Here is a 19,251-nt window from a genome sequence, read left to right as displayed (position 1 = left end):
GGTTTTGTCAATAAAATTCAGGTGGTTCGGCTAAGTGTGGCGAAAATTCATCGTCACGTTTTCGAGAATCCGGGATACAGAGGAACTATGTCATCGCGGCAGCACACGACGGCGCGCGGGCCGGGGCCTGTGCAGGAATATGCCGGCAAAACAGCGCATAGAAAAAGCCGGGAGCGTCAGCTCCAGGCTTTTTCTCTTTTCTGATTAGCGATGGGGTGTGATTCGATATACTGTATATGGTTATAGCTTTTCAAAAAATTTCTCTGCATCGTTCTGGATATTCAGATAAGGATCCTCATGATCAAAGCTGCGCATCCGTCCTTTGGCGGCCAGGACGCCAAGCTGGATGGGGCCGGCGAGGTCGGCATTCAGGCGTTCGTCCAGCATACCGCTGATAAACCCGCCTGCAAAGGAGTCCCCGGCGCCGGTGTCATTGTTCAGTTGGTACTGATAGAGCTTTTTGTGGCGTACCGTGCGGATTTTACATCTGCCGTCCCCGAAGCTGAGAATTTCATGGCGGTCGTCATGCTTTATGATGAGCGTGCGGTCCGGAGAGGGGTTGATGGCAGAAAAATAGCCGCAGAGGTTCCGGTAAAGAGGCCGCGCGCTTTTTGCGCTGCGTCCTAAATTTTTCTTTTCCGTTTTATTCAGGAAAATAAAATCTGCATGGGAGATCAGGGGCTGAAGGCGATCGATCCACACAGAGGTGTATTCTGATCCGGGATCCATGCTGACCTTTAAGGCCGGATTCATGGCCCTGGCCTGAATGACATACTGCATGATCTCCTCAAACTGGTCAAAGGCGGACAGGGAGGACAGGTGAATCCACCGCGCGCCGGACAGATACGCCGCAAAGGAGCGTCCGGTTTTCGCTTCCTGCTCCCGGATGCGCTCTAAGAGCGTGTTATTGGCGCAGGGCGCAATTTTAATGCAGTTTCTGGTATGGTTATAGAGCCGGACAATAGATTTTGCGATCGTCCGGTCATAGGGATCGTCAAAGCGCTCCTTTGTGGTAAAAAGCCAATCCCGGTTATCCAAATGGGCGAGCTCTTTTTCGAGATTGTTCGTCTTGCCGTAGCGGAGATCAAAGCCGTTCGGCGTGCCGCAGACGCCGGTGTAAGCCGCGCGCAGGCCGGGAAGGATATGCTTGATCACTTTCAGGGTAATAAAGGCGGAACCGCCAATCTGGGTGGTATATTCTTTATTTTTCGTGACCAGCTCCAGAATATCATCCTCCACATCTGAGATGGGATTGCTCAGGTTCTCATCTGCGCTTTGGCAGTCCCTCATTACCAGATCCTGCCCGGTGCAGTGAAACATGTAATCATAATTAATTGCGCCAATACATATCACATCCAAAGCCGCCATTTTTCGTCATATCCTCACAATTCATTTGTATTTTTATCGCAAGTTTTGCCGCCTTTTAACAGGCCCCTTTTAGAATATAACAGGAAATGGGAATATGTCAAATAGAATATGATATTTTTTAGGCGGTGGGTATGGCGGATGACTGCCTGCATTTGACATATTACGGCCGGAATTTCCCGTAAGGGCTGTGTTGTGGTATTATATTCCAGGCCAACATATTGTAAAATTTGCCGAAAATGGTAGACCTTTTCCGTTTATTATAGTATAATCTTTGTACGAAATCAACGTCCTTACGCAGCTATACCGTTGCAGTCACACCCCTGCCGTGTGCCCGGTAACACGCTCCGCGATGCATACAGACCGCATCAACCGCGGTCTGGCGTTGCTGCCCCTGGGTTTTCTGTGACTTCCGCTGCGCTGCACTCACAAAAAACACCTCTCACGGGCCGGCGTGTAAACCGTAACGCTATACCTGTATACGACGCAGGCGTTTGGGTTGAATTCAGTCATACAAAATGCTTAAAGGAGAAGATTTATGAAAAACCTGAAAATCAAATTTAAACTATTTTTGCTGGCTGGCTTTATGCTGCTCGGTATGGTTGCAGTGGGAGTTGTTTCCATGGTATATATGAATAAAATCAACGATGGAACCACCATTATTACAGCTAACTGGATGCCTTCGGTTATTGTGTCTGAGGAACTTCAGACTCTGATATCGAAATACCGGATTCAGCAGTATAAGCATGTCGTGGCGCAGGATGCAGAGATTAAGCAGCTCGCTGAAGACGAGATGGACAGTCTGACGAAGCAGATTAACGACATGTTTCAGACTTATACGAGGCTGGTAACGAGCGATACGGACCGGAAGCTGATGCAGGACGCCCAGAACGTCTGGAGCAGTTATATGGAGCTTCATGACAACATAATCGAGTTAAGCCGTGAGAATAAGACGGATCAGGCGAGGAAAGCGGTTATGGACTCGGTTGCCCTGTTTAATGAAGCGTCGGACACATTCTCTGAGATTGTGAAGTTTAACAAGGACGGGGCGGATCAGGCCAGTCTGGACGGCGACAGGATGTATGCGTCGGCAGGAAGAATCATCATAAGCTCCCTGCTCTTTATAATAGTGGCGGCCATGCTGTTTGCACTGTATATTATCCGCAGTATCAATGTTCCGGTCAGTGAACTCGACGATGTGGCCAGGAGGATTGCGAACGGCGATTTGAACCAGAGCATTACGTATCATTCAAAGGATGAACTGGGCAAACTGGCAGTGAATTTTAATAAGACGGTGGATCGCCTGCGCGATTATGTAAAATACATTGACGAGATTTCCGATGTGCTTAAGCAGATTGCGGGGGGCAACCTGGTGTTTGAGCTTACATATGATTATGCCGGTGAGTTTGCCAAGATTAAGGCAGCGCTTGAGGAGATTTCCAACTCGCTTAATCAGACCATGGGACAGATCAATCAGACCTCGGATCAGGTTTCGGCGGGCAGCGAGCAGGTATCCTCCGGCGCTCAGGCGCTCTCCCAGGGAGCGACCGAGCAGGCAAGCTCGATTGAGGAGCTCGCCGCCACGATTGCGGAGATTTCTTCACAGGTTAAGGAGACAGCGGGCAATGCCAGCGATGCCCGGCTTCAGTGCGGCCACACCGGCGAGCAGGTGGCGACCAGCAATGAACAGATGAAGGAAATGATTGCCGCTATGCAGGAGATCAGCGACAAGTCAGGCGAGATCAGCAAGATCATCAAGACGATTGAGGATATTGCGTTCCAGACGAATATTCTGGCGCTTAACGCCGCGGTCGAGGCGGCGCGCGCCGGCGAGGCGGGCAAGGGCTTTGCCGTAGTTGCGGACGAGGTGCGCAATCTGGCCAGCAAGTCCTCAGAAGCTTCCAAGAGCACGGCTGCTCTGATTGAGGGAACCGTCGAGGCGGTTGAAAAGGGAACCGGGATCGCGAACGCGACGGCCCAGTCCCTGAATGCGGTTGTAGAAAGCACGAAGAGCGTGGTGGATACAGTGGATAAGATTGCTTCAGCCGCAGAGCAGCAGGCGTCTTCGATTGCGCAGGTGACACAGGGCATTGATCAGATTTCCAGCGTGGTGCAGACGAATTCCGCGACTGCGGAGGAATCAGCAGCGGCCAGTGAGGAGCTGTCGGGCCAGGCGCAGGTGCTCAAGAATCTGGTGGGGCAGTTTAAATTGCGCGGTTGAATGGCGCATGGCCAATAAAATTGTCTTTTAGAGAGAAGGACATCCGATACATCAGGAGGTATTGGGTGTCCTTTTATTTGATCCGGGGCGCTGTTTACATCCGTCGCAACCGTTTGGATAACCTGAACCGTTACCCAGCGTTTATGATACGGATTAAAAAACATCCAAAGGACTTGACAAATTTCGTCAGGGGGGTGCAATGGTGAGGATTAGATTGCTAAAAAGAAGGAGGAAAAGAAGTTGAAAAAGTTAGTAAAGGTAATGCTCACAGGAGCTGCTCTCTCGATTCTTTCTGCGAAGGCGGCATTTGCGGGGGCATGGGTAAAAGGCCAGGAGCCGAATCAGGATAAATGGTGGTATCAGAACGATGACGGGACCTATGCCCAGAACGGCTGGTTCTGGATTGACGGAAACCATGACGGGGTAGCGGAGTATTATTACTTTGACAGCGAGGGATGGGCGCTGACGAACACCGTGACGCCGGACGGGAACCAGGTGAATGAGAACGGTGAGTGGGTGCTGAACGGTGTGGTGCAGACACAGCGGGCGGAATTGCCGCAGGCGCAGGACAGCCAGGCCGCTCTCTGGATGTGGACGGAGAATGCGGATGGGAAGCGCGTCTTTAATGAAGCGGTGATGGACGCGGATTTCGCGGATTATTTCAGTTTTCTGGCAGAAGACGGGGGTGCTTATGAAACGACAGAACAGTGTGTGGCGGCCTGGGCGAAAGCTTCTGAGCGCGGGGCGGCCTGGAAAGCGCTGTTTGACCGGTATGGGATTCCGGTGAACATGGACGGGGTCAAGCTCTGGGCGGACAGGGCGGCAAGCTTTACGACGGCTCCGGGCCTGTCGGTTGATGATCAGTATGCGGTAACGGCTGCGATGCAGATGATTCTGTGGATTAAGACAGACGGAATGTCCCAGGCTGAATTTAATACAACGATCAGCGGGGACGGCGCAATCACGGTAAACGCGGTGCTGCAGATGTTTGGCTGATCGCTGTCCCGGAGCTATTGTCAGCACACAGGCCATTGCGGGGCGTGCTGCTGCGTACAGATGGCGGGAATGATGTTTCAGACACGTTCCGGCACAGGGCTGGATATAGAAAAGGGGAAGATGCTTCCGGAGGGCGGGCATCCTCCCTTTTTTATAGTCAAGGATGAACAGAGAGGAGATAAACAGCATTTATGTTTAATAACGGAATCGTAATAATCATAGCGCTGGCTGTGGGGATTGCACTGATTTTGGGCTTTCTGATTAAAGGGGAGCGCTTTGAGATGGAGCAGGAGGCTTCGGGGAAGGTGATTAGCGTCAAGAGAGGGTTTTCATTTACCTACCTGTTTTTCGGCCCCTTTGTCCCGCTGCTGCGCGGGCACATCGCGGGCTTTTTTCTGAGCCTGTTCTTCACCTTCTGCAGCTGCGGAATCGCGCATTTTATTTTGCTGTTTTGCTATAACGGGATGTATATTAACTGGCTGGTTAAGCACGGGTACGTGCGGGTTTACAGGGAGGCAGAGGAGAAAACAAAGCCGGAGGCAGAATCAGGAGAAAAGGCTCCGGCTGCTGTGGTATGGTCGAAATTTGCCGGCAGAAAGGAGGAGGAGGACAAAACAGAACCGCTGTTTCGCCCGCTCCGCCTGGACGGGCTGATGCCGGCGGAGGCCCGGGCGGGAGAGGAGACGCCAGGGCCTGGAACAAGCGGGGCAATGTCCGCGCCAGGGCTGTCCGCGCCGCCTGCCCAGGCTGCTTCCCGGGCAGAGGTTTGGACGGAGGGGAATATTACCTGGAAGATGGTGCAGACAAAGGATAAGGACTGTAAGTTCTGGCTTCCCGGCTCTCCGGTCATTCTGACGCAGGCGCAGCTCTTTGAAAATATGGACAGCCATGAAATCGCGCTGCGGTTTTCAGTGCAGAATCTCTCCCATGAGACAGTGTCGGCGATTTATGTCGATATTCATGGATTTAATGTGCTGAAAAAGGAGAGCGTGACCTTAAAGGATGTGAATTATCTGGATTTGGATCTGGAAAGGGGGAAGACATTTTCATCTGAATGTATTGTACTGGCCGACAAGGCGGTGCGCCGCAGCGAGGTGATTGTGCGCCATGTGGTGTTTGCAAATGAGGAGATATGGGATTATGAGGAGGAGGAGGTCTTTCCGGTTCTGCCGGCTCCGAAGACTCTGCCCTATGATGGGGATTTGGATTTAAGAGCGGCTCTGGCTAGGGAGCTGGATCAGAAGACGGGGAATTCCTGGCGGTACCAGTATTTGCCTGGGGAGACAGAATATGGATGGACATGCGGATGCGGGCAGTTTAATCCTGAGGGGGATGAGCGCTGTCTGGCATGCGGTATAAGGAAGGAGCTGATCGTTTCCCTCACGCAGGAGGACTATTTGCGGGAGCAGGAGGAGGCATACCGGAAGATGCGACGGGAGCAGGAAGAGGCAGAGCGCCTTGAACAGGAGCGGATCCGGAAAGAACAGGAGCAGAGAAGACGGGAGGAAGAGGAACGGCTCCGGCGTGAACAGGAGGAACGCGAGCGCGCCAGGCAGCAGAAAGTAGAGGAGTGGAACAAGCGCTTAAACGGGCTCTGGGAGCTTGGAAAGGAAAAAACGCAGGAGGCAGGCGCGGCGGCGCAGGTATATCTGGAAAAGGGAAAGGAAAAGGCCGCGCTGTACGGCACAAAGGCACGGGAAGGCTTACAGAATTACCTGCATGAAAAGGAAGAGGATTCCATGCCGGAAGAGACCGTGAATGCGAAAAACCAGACCATTCCCGGGCCGGAGAAGGCCGCGGATGCGAAAACCCGAACCGGTCTCCGGGAGGCGGCACAGATGAAAGAGACGACGGATGATACAGAGAACAGGGAAACAGTATACTGTTCCCAATGCGGATGCGCCAATGAGGCGGATGATATGTTCTGTATGCAGTGCGGCAGCAGGATCCGGTAAAGAGGAGGTATACGAACGAACGATCACACAGCGGGAGCAAGCGGGCCGGGCTGGCAGGAGGCCGGGGCGGAACAGGAGAGGCAGGAGCTGCCGAAATGGATGAGGAACGATTGACAATCGGAGTCGAAACCTGTATGATCACGTCATCAGCCGAAGCGCCGTGCGGCGGCAGAATCGGAAGGAGGAGTGAAAGGTGAAGAAGCGATGCAGAAAACATGCAGGAAACATTCTTACAGCAGTATTGCTGTTTTCCTGCTTAACAGCCTGCGGCGGGGGGAAAGAACGCGGCGATGCGCTCCGGGAAAGCCCCAAAAGCGGGCCGGAGACTTCCGGCGGGGAGGCGGGCGATGTAAGGGAACAGCAAACGGAAATCAGGGAAGAGGAAGAAACATCGGCCTTTCAGGAGACGGCGGAGAAGGAAGATGCGGTATCCGGCCGGCCTCAGATGGAGGTTTACCTTCAGGATAACCGTCTGGACGAATGGGCCGGGGCGAACGCCCTGGCGCAGATCGGTTATGACTCTCTGCAGATCAATGAGCAGGCATATCCGGAGCTTTCATGGTCAGTGGAAAATTATAACAGGGAGAGCGGGGCAAAGGCGGCGTCATGGAAGGAGGAGAACCTGCCGCGGGCGGTAGAAGCCTTTCATGAAGGAGGATTTCATGGGTGTGAATATGAGCGCAGCGTCAGGCTGAAGCGGGCGGACGAGATTTCCCTGAGCTTTGTGACAGAGGTGTCGGAGTATACGGGAGGGGCTCACGGAAGTATCTTTTATGAGAGCTGCACGTTTGATGCGGTTACAGGGGAGAAGCTGGCTCTGGAGGATATCGTTACGGATGTATCCCGGCTGCCGGGCGCGGTTGCCAGCGCGCTGATGGAGCAGTCTCCGGAGGGACTTTTTGAGGAGACTCCGACAGAGCAGGTGGAGGCGCTGTTTGATTCTGAGAGAGAATACTACTATGAACCGTCCTGGACGCTGGATTACGACGGCCTGACGTTTTATTTCGGGCGTTATGAGTTAGAGCCGTACTCGGCGGGCTGCCAGGAGGCGCTAATCACGTTCACAGCATATCCGGATCTGTTTAAGGAGCCGTACCGTGAGCCCCGGGAGGCATTCGCCGTTGCCATGAGTCCGTATGCGGGCCAGTACGCGGATCTGAACGGGGACGGGAAGCTGGATGAGATCCGGATGTACTATTCCGAAAGGGATTATGAGGGACAGGAAATTCATGTCAGTGTAAACGGGAATGAGACTTCGTACCAGTCAAACGGCTGGTTTGGAGACGCCTTTTTCATAAAGCTGAGAGACGGAAGATATTATCTGTATGTGGGTGTGGACGAGGTGGATGAGGTTCATACCATTCATGTGTTCAGCCTTACAGGAGGAGAGGGGCGGTATATAGGAGAATACAATGGAAATCTGGACGGCAGCCTTGTAATCGATCCGGAACGGTTTAAGGTTCTCTCTATTCTGCAGACACTGAGTACATGTACGGGCTATCAGACCTGCCATGTAGGAGCCGACGGCCTGCCGGAGCCGGACAGCCCTTTATATACGGTTATGCAGTATGAGTATGAGGGCCGGACAGGGCCGTGTGTGACTGCAAAACGGCCTGTGCCGGTGAGAATGGTTTCGGCGGACGGATCCGTGGCGGCAAAGACAGAGGAGATGCCGGCCGGGACGGTCTTTTATTTTCAGAGGACAGATGATCAGACTTTTGTGGAAATGGGGCTGGAGGACGGAAGAAGCTGCCGGATTGATGTAGATAAGTCCGGCCGGGCGCAGACCGTGAATGGCATTGACATATACGAATGCTTTGAAGGGATTGTATTTGCGGGATAGGCGCCGGCATTTAATCTGAGAAATTCGGCAAAGATTCAGGAGGAAATGAGTATGAGATGTCCCAATTGTAACGTTGAATTAAAAGCACAGGCAAAATTCTGCCCCAAATGCGGTACGAAGATACCGGAGGGGCAGGGCGCGGTTTCTGACGCGGAGGGCGTGGTTTCTGAGGTGAAACCGGAGCCGTCTGCGGATACGCAGGCCGCTTTGCCTGCCAGTGCAAAAACAGATTCATGTTCTGATACAGGAGAGGAGTCCGGTGATGTACAGGATAACCGGTTTTCCGATCCCGGACCGGAGGATGGGGAGAGCGAGGCCGGGCCGCCCAAAAAGGCGGGCGGCCGCAGGCTCCTGGCCGGCGGGCTGGCGCTTCTGGCCGCAGCCGGCCTGGGGATAGGCGGAAGCATGTATTATAAGCATGCGCAGGAGGTAAAACGGAAACAGGAGCTGAAGGAGGAGCTGTCGGTTCTGATCAATGGCCGCGATAACCTGGCGGAGTGGGCGAATCATGAAAAGGAGGAGTTTGTCCGTTTTCTGCTGACCGATGAGGAGAAGGAACGGCTGAAGGAATACTGGCAGGACGGAAGCGGGCTGGATCCCGAGGATTATGAGAACCAGATTCTGTGGGTCAGGACAGTCATGGATTATAAGACACAGGTGAAGGGGAGGGCGGACGCGGATGCGATGTCTCTTCTGGAGAGCTTAAAGAGCCAGGATCCGGGCTATGCGTCGGACGAACAGAAAGAGAAGCTGGCCGATTATGCGAAGAAGATGGAAGAACGGATCTCGGAAGGCGGGTATGGGGAGCTGGAGCCGCTGGCAGAGGAGTGGAAAAGCTATGCCCTGGCTGCAGCCGAGAAAAAGACAGGCTACCAGGTATCTGTGATGCAGTATGATTTTACGGAATACCCGACGGTGCGCATCTATCTGGATGTGCGGGATGAGGCGTCCGGGGGCCTTGTCAAGGAGCTGTCCCCGAACATGTTTTACATATCCGAGCGCGACGCGGGAAACGGGGATTATCTGAACAGGGCTGTGCAGAAGGCGGTTCTCATGAATGAGAATGAGCGGTTGAATATCAACCTTCTGGCGGATACCAGCGGCAGCATGGACGGAGGCAATATGGATGCGGCAAAGCGGGTGATGTCGAATTTCATAAGCACCGTGCAGTTTTCGGCGGGCGATCAGGTGAAGCTAACGCCGTTTAACAGCGTGATCGACAAGAGCGGGTATTTTACAGGGGATCCCGGGGTTTTGAATCATATGATCCGCAGCTATGTGCCGGACGGGCAGACAAAGCTGTATGACTCGATTATATACGGCGTTCAGGATGTGTCCGGACAGGAAGGGGCAAAATGCGTGATCGCATTTACGGACGGCATGGATGTCGGGAGCTACAATTCCGCGCAGGACGTGGTGGATCTGGTGTCAAGATACCATATACCCGTGTTCATCGTCCGGATCGGCGACAGCTCCACCTCTGCTGAGGACAGTTCGCTGCAGCGGATCGCCCAGGCTTCGGGCGGGAGCTTCCGGAATCTGTCCCAGTTCAGCTCTGACATGAGCAGTTTTTATGATCAGATCTACCGGCAGTTAAAAGAGTATTATGTGGTGGAGTATGAGGCGGACGGGACCATGGGCATTACGCAGGACAAAGAGATTTCCATATATATCCAGAATCAGGATCAGGGCGGGGAGACCGTCATGGCGGCTAATGCGGGCAGGGAGCTGTTTGACTCCCTGCTTGGGAGCTACTTACGGAGCTATATCACGGATATGAATAACCACCGCTATGAGCAGTTGGCGCGGTATGTGGATCATACGGTGGCAACGGACGATACATGGTCCATTCAGTGGCAGATGAAGAAACAGGTGACAGGCGGCTTTTCCAATGTGACGCAGGAAACGCTGATGGAATACCATGTGACGGATGTGACTGTGGTAGATGAGAATACGATCCATCTGAGGGCCAGCGAGAGCTATGATGTGCTCTATGACGAGGTATATGGGGATCTGAAAGGCAGCTCCCGCACCGTGGCGCAGGATGCGCTGGAATACCTGCGCATCCATCAAGGCTATACGGAGCTGAGCGACGAGGCAGAACTCCGGATCTGGGCGGTTGTGACGCAGATTCCGGAATATGTGCTGAAAAAGGGCGCGGACGGAAAATGGAAGTTTTCTAAATATGCAGGGGATCTGGCGTTGGGTGAAAGACGGAAGGTTTATGATGTGGAGGTGACGTGGGATCCGTATTATTAGGCGCCCACGGAAGTTATTCCTGTGGTACGGCTTTTAGCCGCATGATGCTTTCCGGGCCGGCAGGGGGAACAGGTGATGGGACAGAACGCGGAACGTAATACGGCGCATAACACAGCGCAGAGTATAGCTGACAATACGCTACAGAATACAGTACAAAATACAGAGCGGGATATGGCGGGAGGAAGCCTGGTAAAAACGCTGGCTTCCTTCACGATTCCCCTGATTTTTTCCGGCCTGTTCCAGCAGATCTTTAACTGGGTGGATGCATTTATTGTGGGGAATGTCGAAGGGGAGGCGGCCCTGGCGGGAATTGGCGCGGCCGGATCAATTTATAACCTGTTTGTCACAGTAATCGTCGGCTTTACCTCCGGCATTTCCGTGATGGCCGCGCAGAAATATGGGAAGGGGGAAAGGGTGGCGCTTAGGCGTATCTTATCCTCCTTTGTGATGCTGCTGGGCGCCCTGTGTTTCGCGGCGGCAGGACTGGGAATGCTGTTTACCGGGCCGGCTCTGCATCTTTAAAATACGCCGGCATCCATCCTTTCAGAGGGAAAGGAATACATGCAGATCCTATTTATCGGGATCCCCTTTCTGGCGGTTTATAATACATATTCCGCTGTGCTCAGGGGGATGGGGGACAGCAGGGCTCCGTTTTTCTCGGTCCTTGTCTGCTCGGGCGTTAATATCGCTCTGGATCTTGTTCTGGTGGCTGTATTCCGGTATGGTTCTGCAGGGGCCGCTGCTGCGACGGCTCTTTCGCAGGCGTCAATGGCTGTATTTGTGGCGGCGTACACGTTCCGGCGCTATCCGATGCTGAGGTTTCGCTTTGGACGGGCCGCTGATCGCCATGTTCGGTCTGAGCGGAGATACGGTCGCGATTGGAACGGCCTTTTTCCGCTCGATCGCGAGCTGCTATGTGGTCTTTGGGCTGGCGATGGCCGTGCGCGGGTACCTGGAGGGCGCGGGTGATATGGTGTTTTCCGGAATCGCAGGCCTCTTTGCGCTGGGAGTCCGGATCGCCGCTTCATATGCATTTGCAGAGCCGTTTGGAAATATGGTGATTGGCTATGCGGAGGCGTTTTCGTGGGCGGTGCTGCTGGTCGTTTATCTGATTCGGTTCTGCCGGAGATAAGGGGGAATGCGTCTGGGAAATGATATAAAAGGACGGCCTTGTCTGACTCCTCTTTCATCCGGATGGAGACAGACCAAGCCGTCCTTTTCACATCATTTTATCAGCGCCCGGGCCGCCGGCCGCATTTGCTGCAGCTTCCGCAGTTTCCGCTGCAATGGCCGCCGTTTTTGCGGGCCTTCCATATCGAGCGGACGGCCAGGCAGCAGGCGCATATCAGTATTGCGATTACAATTCCATTTCCAAGCCAGGCTGGCATAGCGTTTCTCCTTTCTGGCGATATGTATTCCCGGATTTCCCATCCCTGCCTGTGGGGTGATTTTCCGCCGGATGACCCCAAATTTATCAACGTATGTTCCACGTTATGCCTCATAAATCTGTGCACATCTGACAAAAAATCATCTCACAAAATCAGGCGCGATCCGGAGCCGCATAAGAGAGGTTTTGTCTGGCGCCGCCCGGCTGATAGCCTTTTCGCACAAGCATCCATATCAGGGCGGCGAGCAGGGCGAGTCCTGCCACAGTACCAATGCCGAAGGGAACTTCTCCGGTGATGACGCCTCCTACCTGATATACGATCAGGGAGACGGCATAGGCGAATGCGCACATATAGCCAATCGCAGCAAGCGTCCATTTTGTGTTGTTCATCTCCCGCTTAATTGCTCCCATGGCGGCAAAGCAGGGGGCGCACAGGAGGTTGAAGATCATAAAGCTCCAGGCCGTGAGTCCCGTGAAGTCCGCGCGGATCAGGGCCCAGATTTCGTCTCCGGACTCAGACAGCTCGCCGCCATACTGGTAGAGGACGCCAAAGGTGGAAACCACCTCTTCTTTTGCAACGAGCCCGGTGATGGTGGCAACGGCCGCCTTCCAGGCCCAGCCGCCCGCCCAGCCCAGAGGGGCAAAGACCCAGGCGATGCTGTTTCCGATGGAGGCCAGAAGGGAGGTATTATTGTCCTCTACCTGGACAAGGCCGCCGTCAGAGATGCCGAAGCCCTGTAAAAACCAGAGAATGACACTGGAGAGGAGGATAACGGTTCCGGCCCGTTTGATAAAGGACCAGCCGCGTTCCCAGGTGGCGCGGAGCACATTGGAGGCAGACGGAAGGTGGTAGGCAGGGAGTTCCATGACAAAGGGAGCCGGCTCGCCTGCAAAGGCTTTCAATTTCCTGAGCATGATCCCGGAAATCACGACAGCCCCAATGCCGATGAAGAATGCGGAGGCCGCCACCAGCGGGGAACCGCCGAATACTGCTCCTGCAAACAGGCCGATGATAGGCATTTTCGCTCCGCAGGGGATGAAGCCTGTGGTCATAATGGTCATCTTGCGATCCCGATCCTGCTCGATGGTGCGTGACGCCATGATACCCGGCACGCCGCAGCCTGTGGCTACCAGCATGGGGATAAAGCTTTTGCCGGACAGGCCGAAGCGGCGGAAAATGCGGTCCATGATAAAGGCGATGCGCGCCATATAGCCCACATCCTCCAGGAAGGCCAGAAGGAGGAAGAGAACAAGCATCTGCGGCACAAAGCCAAGAACCGCGCCCACGCCGCCCAGGATCCCATCCAGGATCAGTCCATAGAGAACCGTGCCTTCAGCCACATGGAGAACGCTTAAGACAGCGGCGGCCGCGCCCGGAACGATTTCGCCGAACAGTACATCATTGGCCCAGTCCGTGCCCATGGTTCCGATGGCGACAGAGGATCCGCCCATGGCGACGGCATAAACGCAGTACATGACGGCAGCAAAAATCGGCAGAGCCAGTATCCGGTTGGTGACAATGCGGTCGATTTTATCGGAGACGGACAGGCTGTGGGCCGCCGCCTTCTTTTTCACGGCCTTTTTCACTACACCGGTTATGTAGGTATAGCGCTGACTGGTGATAATACTTTCCGCGTCGTCGTCCAGTTCCTCTTCGCAGGCCGCGATTCCGGCCTCCAGGCGGGAAGCTTCCTGCGCGTCCAGCTTAAGCTCCTCCAGTACCTTTTTATCGCGTTCAAATACCTTTACAGCATACCAGCGCAGATACCGGGAATCAACCGTTCCGGATAATATTTCTTCAATCCCGCGGATGGCGTCTTCCACGCTGCCGGTAAATACCTGCGGCAGCGGATGTATTTCTCCGGCGTTTTCCGTCTGTCCCGGCGCAGCGGCCGTCTTCGCCGCTTCCACGGCCTTCATGGCCGCTTCCCTGCTTCCCTGACGCTTTAAAGCGCTCATTTCCACGACCTCGCATCCCAGCTCCCGTCCCAGCGCCGCAAGATCAATCTGAACCCCGTTTTTGCGCGTCAGATCCATCATATTCACAGCTACCACGACCGGAATCCCCAGCTCGATGAGCTGCGTGGTCAGATACAGGTTGCGTTCAATATTCGTTCCGTCCACGATATTCAGGATTGCGTCCGGTTTCTGGTTTACGAGATAGTTTCTGGACACAACCTCCTCCAGGGTGTAGGGAGATAAGGAATAGATACCAGGTAAATCCTGGATGACAACCGTCTTATCCCCGATGAGGCGTCCCTCCTTTTTTTCCACTGTAACGCCGGGCCAGTTGCCGACATACTGATTGGCTCCGGTAAGGCTGTTAAACAGGGTCGTCTTACCGCAGTTCGGATTACCTGCTAAAGCAATGTTTGTTCCCATTTTTGTTTGCTCCTTCTAATTATAGTTAATGAATACTAACTAATGTTTAAAAATATTGCCGCCGCAGCATTGCGCAATGAAAAGCATGCCTTTCCATCACTCAGGCTTAAGCCTGTATTTCAACCATTTCTGCATCGGCCTTCCGCACGGATAATTCATACCCGCGGATGTTCAGCTCCATGGGATCCCCCAGCGGGGCGACCTTGCGCACCAGGATTTCAACACCCTTTGTGATGCCCATATCCATGATGCGGCGTTTAACAGGACCTTCGCCGTGCAGCCTCGCCACCGTCGCAGTCTCCCCAACCTTTACGTCCTTCAGTGTTCTCATACTGTTCCCTCCTCGTTTTAAATCATAATCCGGCTGGCCATGGCCCGGTCTAACGCTATCCGGCTGTTTTTGACCTGTAAGATCAGATTGCCGGCAATTTCGTTTATAACTGTAATGGTAGTGTCTGCAACAAAGCCAAGCTCGGCCAGATGCTGGCGGATGTCATCCCTGCCTGTGATACGGCGGATAGTTACCATTTCTCCTGTTTTAGCCATTGATAAAGGCATTGTGTGTACTCCTTTCTTACAGGGTTAATTTTAGCTAATAAAAGTTATAAAGAGCTAACTGGTGTGTAAAAAAGTAAGAAGTTAGTTATAACTACTTCCGTTAATAGAATATATCATATGAGATGTGGTCTGTCAAGAGGGGAAATGTAGATTTGAAGCTGTCTTCGCATTGTCGCCTTTTCCCACCGTATCATGTGATCGGTTCACAGCAGAAGACATTACTGTGAATTAGCTTGAAATACACATGAAAAGGCGTTACCATATACATACATTCAATCATGGCCGAGCATTTGGAGGAAAAAGTATGGAGATTACCAGAGCATGCCTGAAACATCATTCCCGCTGTCTGCGCGCCCCGCGCTGCGGCATATTTGGCCCCAATTTACTTAACGCAGCCCGCTGCGCCGCGTTCATTTGGCCCAAATCTCCCGCAAAGCGGAACGCACATCCGGCAGAAGGCATGTTTCAGACATGCTCCGGGACAAAACGGCCTGTAACAGGCAGAGATTTGAAACTCATTGCAGCGGCAGCCATGCTGATCGATCACATTGGCCTGGTTCTTCTGAAAGACAGCGGGCTTTACTGGCCCTGCCGCGCGGTTGGGAGAATGTCCTTTCCGCTGTACTGCTTTTTGCTGGCAGAGGGATTTATGTACACAAGGGACAGGAAGAAATACGGAAAGCTGCTTTTGATATTCGCGCTTTTGTCGGAAATCCCGTTTGATCTGGCCGTTTTTGGGAAAGTCTGGTATGCCGGCAGCCAGAATGTGTATGTGACACTGTTTCTCGGCGTGTGCATGATGGCGGCTTTGGAGAGGATGAATGGGAATGAGTGGGAGCGGCTGGCGGCTGTGGGGGTGTTCTGCGCGGCGGCCGAGGCTGTCCGGTGTGATTACGGGGCTGTCGGGATGATTCTAATCGGAGGGTTCTATTATGGCCATTGCCGCAGAGAGCCCGCGGGCTGGGCTGTGGCAGGGACGACGGCGCTTTTGCTGTCTCAGTATTATCTGGGAAGCGGTTTATTGGGCCTTCTCCTCATCCATTTCTACAGTGGGGAGAGGGGGCGGATCCGCTACAAATACGCCTGGTATGGTTTGTATCCGCTGCACCTGCTGATCTTATATGGTATGGTTACTGTTCACAGGTAGTATTCCGCGAGGTGTTTTTTGTGAGTGAAGCGTAGCGGAAGTCACAGACAGCGGGCCCTCTTGAGTCAAACCCGGGGCGGCGGCGCCAAACCGCGTTTTTTCGGTTTGTGTGCATCGTGAAGCGTGTTACTGGCCGCAGCCCGGCGGGGGGAGTAATATGGTATGCCGCTTTTTAGGGAATAAGGCTGTCATTTCTTTGCTAAAATGGTATTATTATGGTAAAATAGGGTATCAGGCAATGTTCGATGATTCGCCGGGCGGCCCTGTGTCCAGATGCAGCGCTGTGCCATGGGGCTGGGGGCTGTCAGTAATACGGCCTGGGGAAATTGATTCAGTATAACGGAGGAAAGGACATGAGCAAGGTTTTATTAATGAACGGCAGTCCTCATGAAAATGGCTGCACTTATACCGCATTGACAGAGATTGCGGATACATTAGCCGAAAACGGCGTAGAATCAGAGATGGTATATCTGGGAAAGCAGCCGGTCGCCGGCTGTATCGCCTGCGGGAAGTGCCGCGAGACGGGGCGGTGCGTTTTTGACGACAAGGTGAATGAGATTCTGGAAAAGCTGGATGAATACGACGCGGTGATCGTCGGTTCGCCTGTGTATTATGCGGGTCCGGCCGGACAGCTCTGCGCGTTTCTGGATCGGCTGTTTTACTGCGGGGGAGGGCGTATGGCCGGGAAACTGGCGGCGTCCGTTGTCTCCTGCCGCCGCGGAGGGGCCAGCGCCGCGTTTGACCGCTTAAACAAGTATTTTGGCATCAGCAATATGCACATCGTCGGTTCCCAATACTGGAACCAGGTTCATGGCAATGCGCCGGACGAGGTGCGCAGGGATGAAGAAGGACTGCAGACGATGCGGACGCTGGCGCAGAATATGGCGTGGCTGCTGAAAAATGCAGAGGCGGGAAAGAAACAGGGAATCACGCCGCCTCAGTATGAGGCCAGAATCGGCACGAATTTTATCTGATTCGGAGAAATGCACAGGGTAACCTGACCTGTTACGATTCAGAACAGATATGCGCAGACAGGGGTGGCCGGGAGACGCTGCCGCGCCTGTGGAAGCGGCAAAGGAGGAGATGTGTATGAAATGCAGCAAGTGTAAAGCGGAATTTGAGGATGGGAGCCTGTTTTGCCCCGAATGCGGAAATCCTGTGGAGAGCGGCGCCGCCGGCCCGGAGACGAATTTCTGCCCGAACTGCGGGAGCGCGGTAGAGGGGGGATCCGTATTTTGCGAGGCATGCGGCTTTAAGCTGGAGGCGGCGCAAACTGCGGCTCCCGCCGAGCAGGCCGGGCCGCCAAAGAAAAAGAATCTTACCCTGGCGCTCGGAATCGGGGCGGCCGTAGTGGCTGTAGCGGCCGGAGCGATGATTGCCCCGGCTCTGCGATCCGGCGGTGCAGAGGGAAGCAGCGTGATGTATTTAAAGGACGGCGGTATGTACGGCGTTTCACTCGACAAGCCGGGAAAGGGAGCCGTGGAATACTCGGATGATTCGTACAGAAATTCAGACGAGGGAGTGATGAGCGGGCTGGTCAGCGGTTATCCCCTGCTCAGCGCGGACGGGAAACACCGTTTCTACATGGAAGATATCGAAAGAGACGATAATTCTTACCAGATTACCTATACGCTGTATTACAAAAAGTCACAGAAGGATGAAGGCGTCAAGATCGACAGCAGAATCACGCAGCATGAGCTGACCGCTGACAATAAAGTCGTTTATGTCAAGGATGAGAACCTGTATGTATCCGATCGGAATAACAAGGAAAAACTCGCCTCCGGCATAGGGGATTTCTGTATGGATAAAGCGGGAAAACTCGCGTTCTGGACGACCTATGATCCGGCTGAGTATACAAAGGATCTCTACATATGCGACTTATCATCAAAGGAAATGGAAAAAAAGAAACTCTGCGCAGGTGTGGAGGGCTTTGGCTGCAGCGAGGATCTGACCTCGATCTATCTTCTGAAAAATGAGGCGCTTTATCTGATAAAGAATTTTCAGAAGGAAGAAAAATTACTCAATGATTATAATGACGAGGATACGGTGGGAATTGACTGGGTAAATAACACGTTCTATTTCTTTCAGTCAGAGGAGAGCGAGATTTCTGTGATGGATCTGGTAGAGGACGACATGGCGTCTGCGGACGCGGCGATGGCGGAGCCGGATATTAAAGATTATCAGCGCAGGGAAGCGGCAAATGGCTGGGTTCCCGAACGTGTTGTGACAGATCGGGATCAATACAATGCGGACTATGCAAAATACCGCGAAAAACTGCAGCGCGACGATCTCCGGGAGGAGCTGCGCGGGCGTAAGGTGACGCTGGATCTGTACTCGCTGTACTATTATGTGAACGGTGAAAAGCAGCTCATCGCCGACAACTGTTTAGGCAGCATGAACAGCAATGACAGAATGAACGCCGGCGACGCCGCGGCATTTGTCACCTATAATAAATGTTCCGATGCAGCGCCGGAAAAAATGAGGCTGTCCCAGATAGAGAACGTGTCGGATGTGACCAGCGAGTATTATAAAGCGCTTTATAATACGGCTGTAGAGTGCGTATCTTCCGGCGGCCGGGAGGCGGTTCTTGCGATCGGGGAAGAGGAACAGCTTACCTATAACACATACGCGCTGGACAAGGATCAGCTCTACTTTCTGACGGGCGAGGCAGAGGAAGACGCCTACACCCTGTACTCCGTTGATTTATCCGAAAAGTCCTTTGGAGCGGTTCAGAAGAGGGATGATGATGTGGATGATATTGAGGGAGCGGGGAACGGCTGCGTGTATTATTTTAAGGATATCACAGACCGGATGACAGGCGATCTGTACTGCAACGGAGAAATGGCGCAGGCGGATGTGTCTGTATACCGCTCAGAAATGGATCCGGAGAGCGGCGCGGTGCTCTGCATGACAGATTTTGACGATAAGAGAAATTACGGGACGCTGGTCATGCTGGAAGGCTTTGAAAAGACAAAGATTGCCGATGACGTCAGTTACTGGCGCGTCATGGATGAGGATACGGTTCTTTTTCTGACAGAGTACAATAACGACAGAAACAGAGGCGATCTGAGATACTATAACGGAAAGACGGCAGAAACCATCGACGTGGATGTGCGCGCTGTATTCTGCGACTGATAC

At 53.5% G+C, this 19,251-nt stretch carries 15 protein-coding genes and 1 pseudogene; 11 read left to right on the top strand and 5 right to left on the bottom strand.

Translation table 11 applies throughout. The features are described 5' to 3' along the window. Window positions 1-204: hypothetical protein (locus NFS31_RS21470; protein ID WP_251499768.1), on the top strand; the 204-nt coding region annotated here is incomplete at its 5' end. A gap of 36 nt (window positions 205-240) precedes the next feature. On the opposite strand, the gene NFS31_RS21465 is transcribed toward NFS31_RS21470, so the two are convergent. Beyond that, entirely contained in the window at window positions 241-1,368 is a 1,128-nt protein-coding gene (locus NFS31_RS21465) for a carbohydrate kinase family protein (protein WP_251499766.1), read from the bottom strand. Window positions 1,369-1,903: 535 nt separating this feature from the next. Between NFS31_RS21465 and NFS31_RS21460 the strand changes: the two genes are divergently transcribed. From NFS31_RS21460 to NFS31_RS21430, 7 genes and pseudogenes are all read left to right on the top strand, one after another. Continuing rightward, the gene (locus NFS31_RS21460) at window positions 1,904-3,586 is read left to right on the top strand and encodes a methyl-accepting chemotaxis protein (protein WP_251499763.1); all 1,683 of its coding nucleotides are present in this window, start codon (window positions 1,904-1,906) and stop codon (window positions 3,584-3,586) included. A 240-nt stretch (window positions 3,587-3,826) separates the two neighbouring features. Further along, window positions 3,827-4,582 carry a hypothetical protein gene (locus tag NFS31_RS21455; protein WP_251499761.1) on the top strand — a complete coding sequence of 252 codons (756 nt, stop codon included), beginning with the start codon at window positions 3,827-3,829 and terminating at the stop codon, window positions 4,580-4,582. 191 nt (window positions 4,583-4,773) lie between these two features. Beyond that, window positions 4,774-6,537, top strand: a complete 1,764-nt coding sequence (locus tag NFS31_RS21450; RefSeq protein WP_251499759.1) for a VTT domain-containing protein — start codon at window positions 4,774-4,776, stop codon at window positions 6,535-6,537. Between the two features lie 193 nt (window positions 6,538-6,730). Beyond that, complete coding sequence (locus tag NFS31_RS21445; protein WP_251499757.1) at window positions 6,731-8,380, top strand: DUF3298 and DUF4163 domain-containing protein; 1,650 nt, start codon at window positions 6,731-6,733, stop codon at window positions 8,378-8,380. A 51-nt stretch (window positions 8,381-8,431) separates the two neighbouring features. Beyond that, window positions 8,432-10,639, top strand: coding sequence for a VWA domain-containing protein (locus tag NFS31_RS21440; protein WP_251499754.1), 2,208 nt, complete (start codon window positions 8,432-8,434; stop codon window positions 10,637-10,639). A gap of 75 nt (window positions 10,640-10,714) precedes the next feature. Beyond that, window positions 10,715-11,278, top strand: a pseudogene (locus NFS31_RS21435) (MATE family efflux transporter); the annotation flags it as partial. A 187-nt stretch (window positions 11,279-11,465) separates the two neighbouring features. Then, on the top strand, window positions 11,466-11,771 hold the full coding sequence (locus NFS31_RS21430; RefSeq protein WP_251499771.1) for an MATE family efflux transporter: 306 nt from the start codon (window positions 11,466-11,468) through the stop codon (window positions 11,769-11,771). Window positions 11,772-11,871: 100 nt separating this feature from the next. Here the strand turns inward: NFS31_RS21430 and NFS31_RS21425 are convergent, their stop codons facing one another. The 4 genes from NFS31_RS21425 to NFS31_RS21410 form a co-directional block, all read right to left on the bottom strand. Then, window positions 11,872-12,027, bottom strand: a complete 156-nt coding sequence (locus NFS31_RS21425; RefSeq protein ID WP_251499751.1) for a FeoB-associated Cys-rich membrane protein — start codon at window positions 12,025-12,027, stop codon at window positions 11,872-11,874. A 152-nt stretch (window positions 12,028-12,179) separates the two neighbouring features. Beyond that, window positions 12,180-14,408: a ferrous iron transport protein B gene (gene feoB / locus NFS31_RS21420; protein ID WP_251499749.1), complete on the bottom strand. Its 2,229-nt coding sequence runs from the start codon at window positions 14,406-14,408 to the stop codon at window positions 12,180-12,182. Between the two features lie 106 nt (window positions 14,409-14,514). Further along, on the bottom strand, window positions 14,515-14,739 hold the full coding sequence (locus tag NFS31_RS21415) for a FeoA family protein (protein WP_251499746.1): 225 nt from the start codon (window positions 14,737-14,739) through the stop codon (window positions 14,515-14,517). A gap of 17 nt (window positions 14,740-14,756) precedes the next feature. Beyond that, window positions 14,757-14,966: a FeoA family protein gene (locus tag NFS31_RS21410; RefSeq protein ID WP_160304608.1), complete on the bottom strand. Its 210-nt coding sequence runs from the start codon at window positions 14,964-14,966 to the stop codon at window positions 14,757-14,759. A 304-nt stretch (window positions 14,967-15,270) separates the two neighbouring features. On the opposite strand from NFS31_RS21410, the gene NFS31_RS21405 reads away from it, so the two are divergent. From NFS31_RS21405 to NFS31_RS21395, 3 genes are all read left to right on the top strand, one after another. Beyond that, window positions 15,271-16,113, top strand: coding sequence for a TraX family protein (locus tag NFS31_RS21405; RefSeq protein WP_251499743.1), 843 nt, complete (start codon window positions 15,271-15,273; stop codon window positions 16,111-16,113). 353 nt (window positions 16,114-16,466) lie between these two features. Next, window positions 16,467-17,087 carry a flavodoxin family protein gene (locus NFS31_RS21400; RefSeq protein WP_251499740.1) on the top strand — a complete coding sequence of 207 codons (621 nt, stop codon included), beginning with the start codon at window positions 16,467-16,469 and terminating at the stop codon, window positions 17,085-17,087. 115 nt (window positions 17,088-17,202) lie between these two features. Next, window positions 17,203-19,248, top strand: a complete 2,046-nt coding sequence (locus NFS31_RS21395; RefSeq protein WP_251499737.1) for a zinc ribbon domain-containing protein — start codon at window positions 17,203-17,205, stop codon at window positions 19,246-19,248. The last annotated feature ends 3 nt before the right edge of the window (window positions 19,249-19,251 follow it).

This window comes from Otoolea muris (genome assembly GCF_943193115.1).
GTDB lineage: Bacteria > Bacillota > Clostridia > Lachnospirales > Lachnospiraceae > Otoolea > Otoolea muris.
This window is presented reverse-complemented; position numbering and strand designations above follow the sequence as displayed.

Coding starts and splice junctions, on each gene's coding strand:
- NFS31_RS21465 (WP_251499766.1), bottom strand. CDS start 1,368: ATGGCGGCTTTGGATGTGATATGTATTGGCGCAATTAATTATGATTAC.
- NFS31_RS21460 (WP_251499763.1), top strand. CDS start 1,904: ATGAAAAACCTGAAAATCAAATTTAAACTATTTTTGCTGGCTGGCTTT.
- NFS31_RS21450 (WP_251499759.1), top strand. CDS start 4,774: ATGTTTAATAACGGAATCGTAATAATCATAGCGCTGGCTGTGGGGATT.
- NFS31_RS21440 (WP_251499754.1), top strand. CDS start 8,432: ATGAGATGTCCCAATTGTAACGTTGAATTAAAAGCACAGGCAAAATTC.
- NFS31_RS21425 (WP_251499751.1), bottom strand. CDS start 12,027: ATGCCAGCCTGGCTTGGAAATGGAATTGTAATCGCAATACTGATATGC.
- feoB (WP_251499749.1), bottom strand. CDS start 14,408: ATGGGAACAAACATTGCTTTAGCAGGTAATCCGAACTGCGGTAAGACG.
- NFS31_RS21415 (WP_251499746.1), bottom strand. CDS start 14,739: ATGAGAACACTGAAGGACGTAAAGGTTGGGGAGACTGCGACGGTGGCG.
- NFS31_RS21410 (WP_160304608.1), bottom strand. CDS start 14,966: ATGCCTTTATCAATGGCTAAAACAGGAGAAATGGTAACTATCCGCCGT.
- NFS31_RS21405 (WP_251499743.1), top strand. CDS start 15,271: ATGGAGATTACCAGAGCATGCCTGAAACATCATTCCCGCTGTCTGCGC.
- NFS31_RS21400 (WP_251499740.1), top strand. CDS start 16,467: ATGAGCAAGGTTTTATTAATGAACGGCAGTCCTCATGAAAATGGCTGC.
- NFS31_RS21395 (WP_251499737.1), top strand. CDS start 17,203: ATGAAATGCAGCAAGTGTAAAGCGGAATTTGAGGATGGGAGCCTGTTT.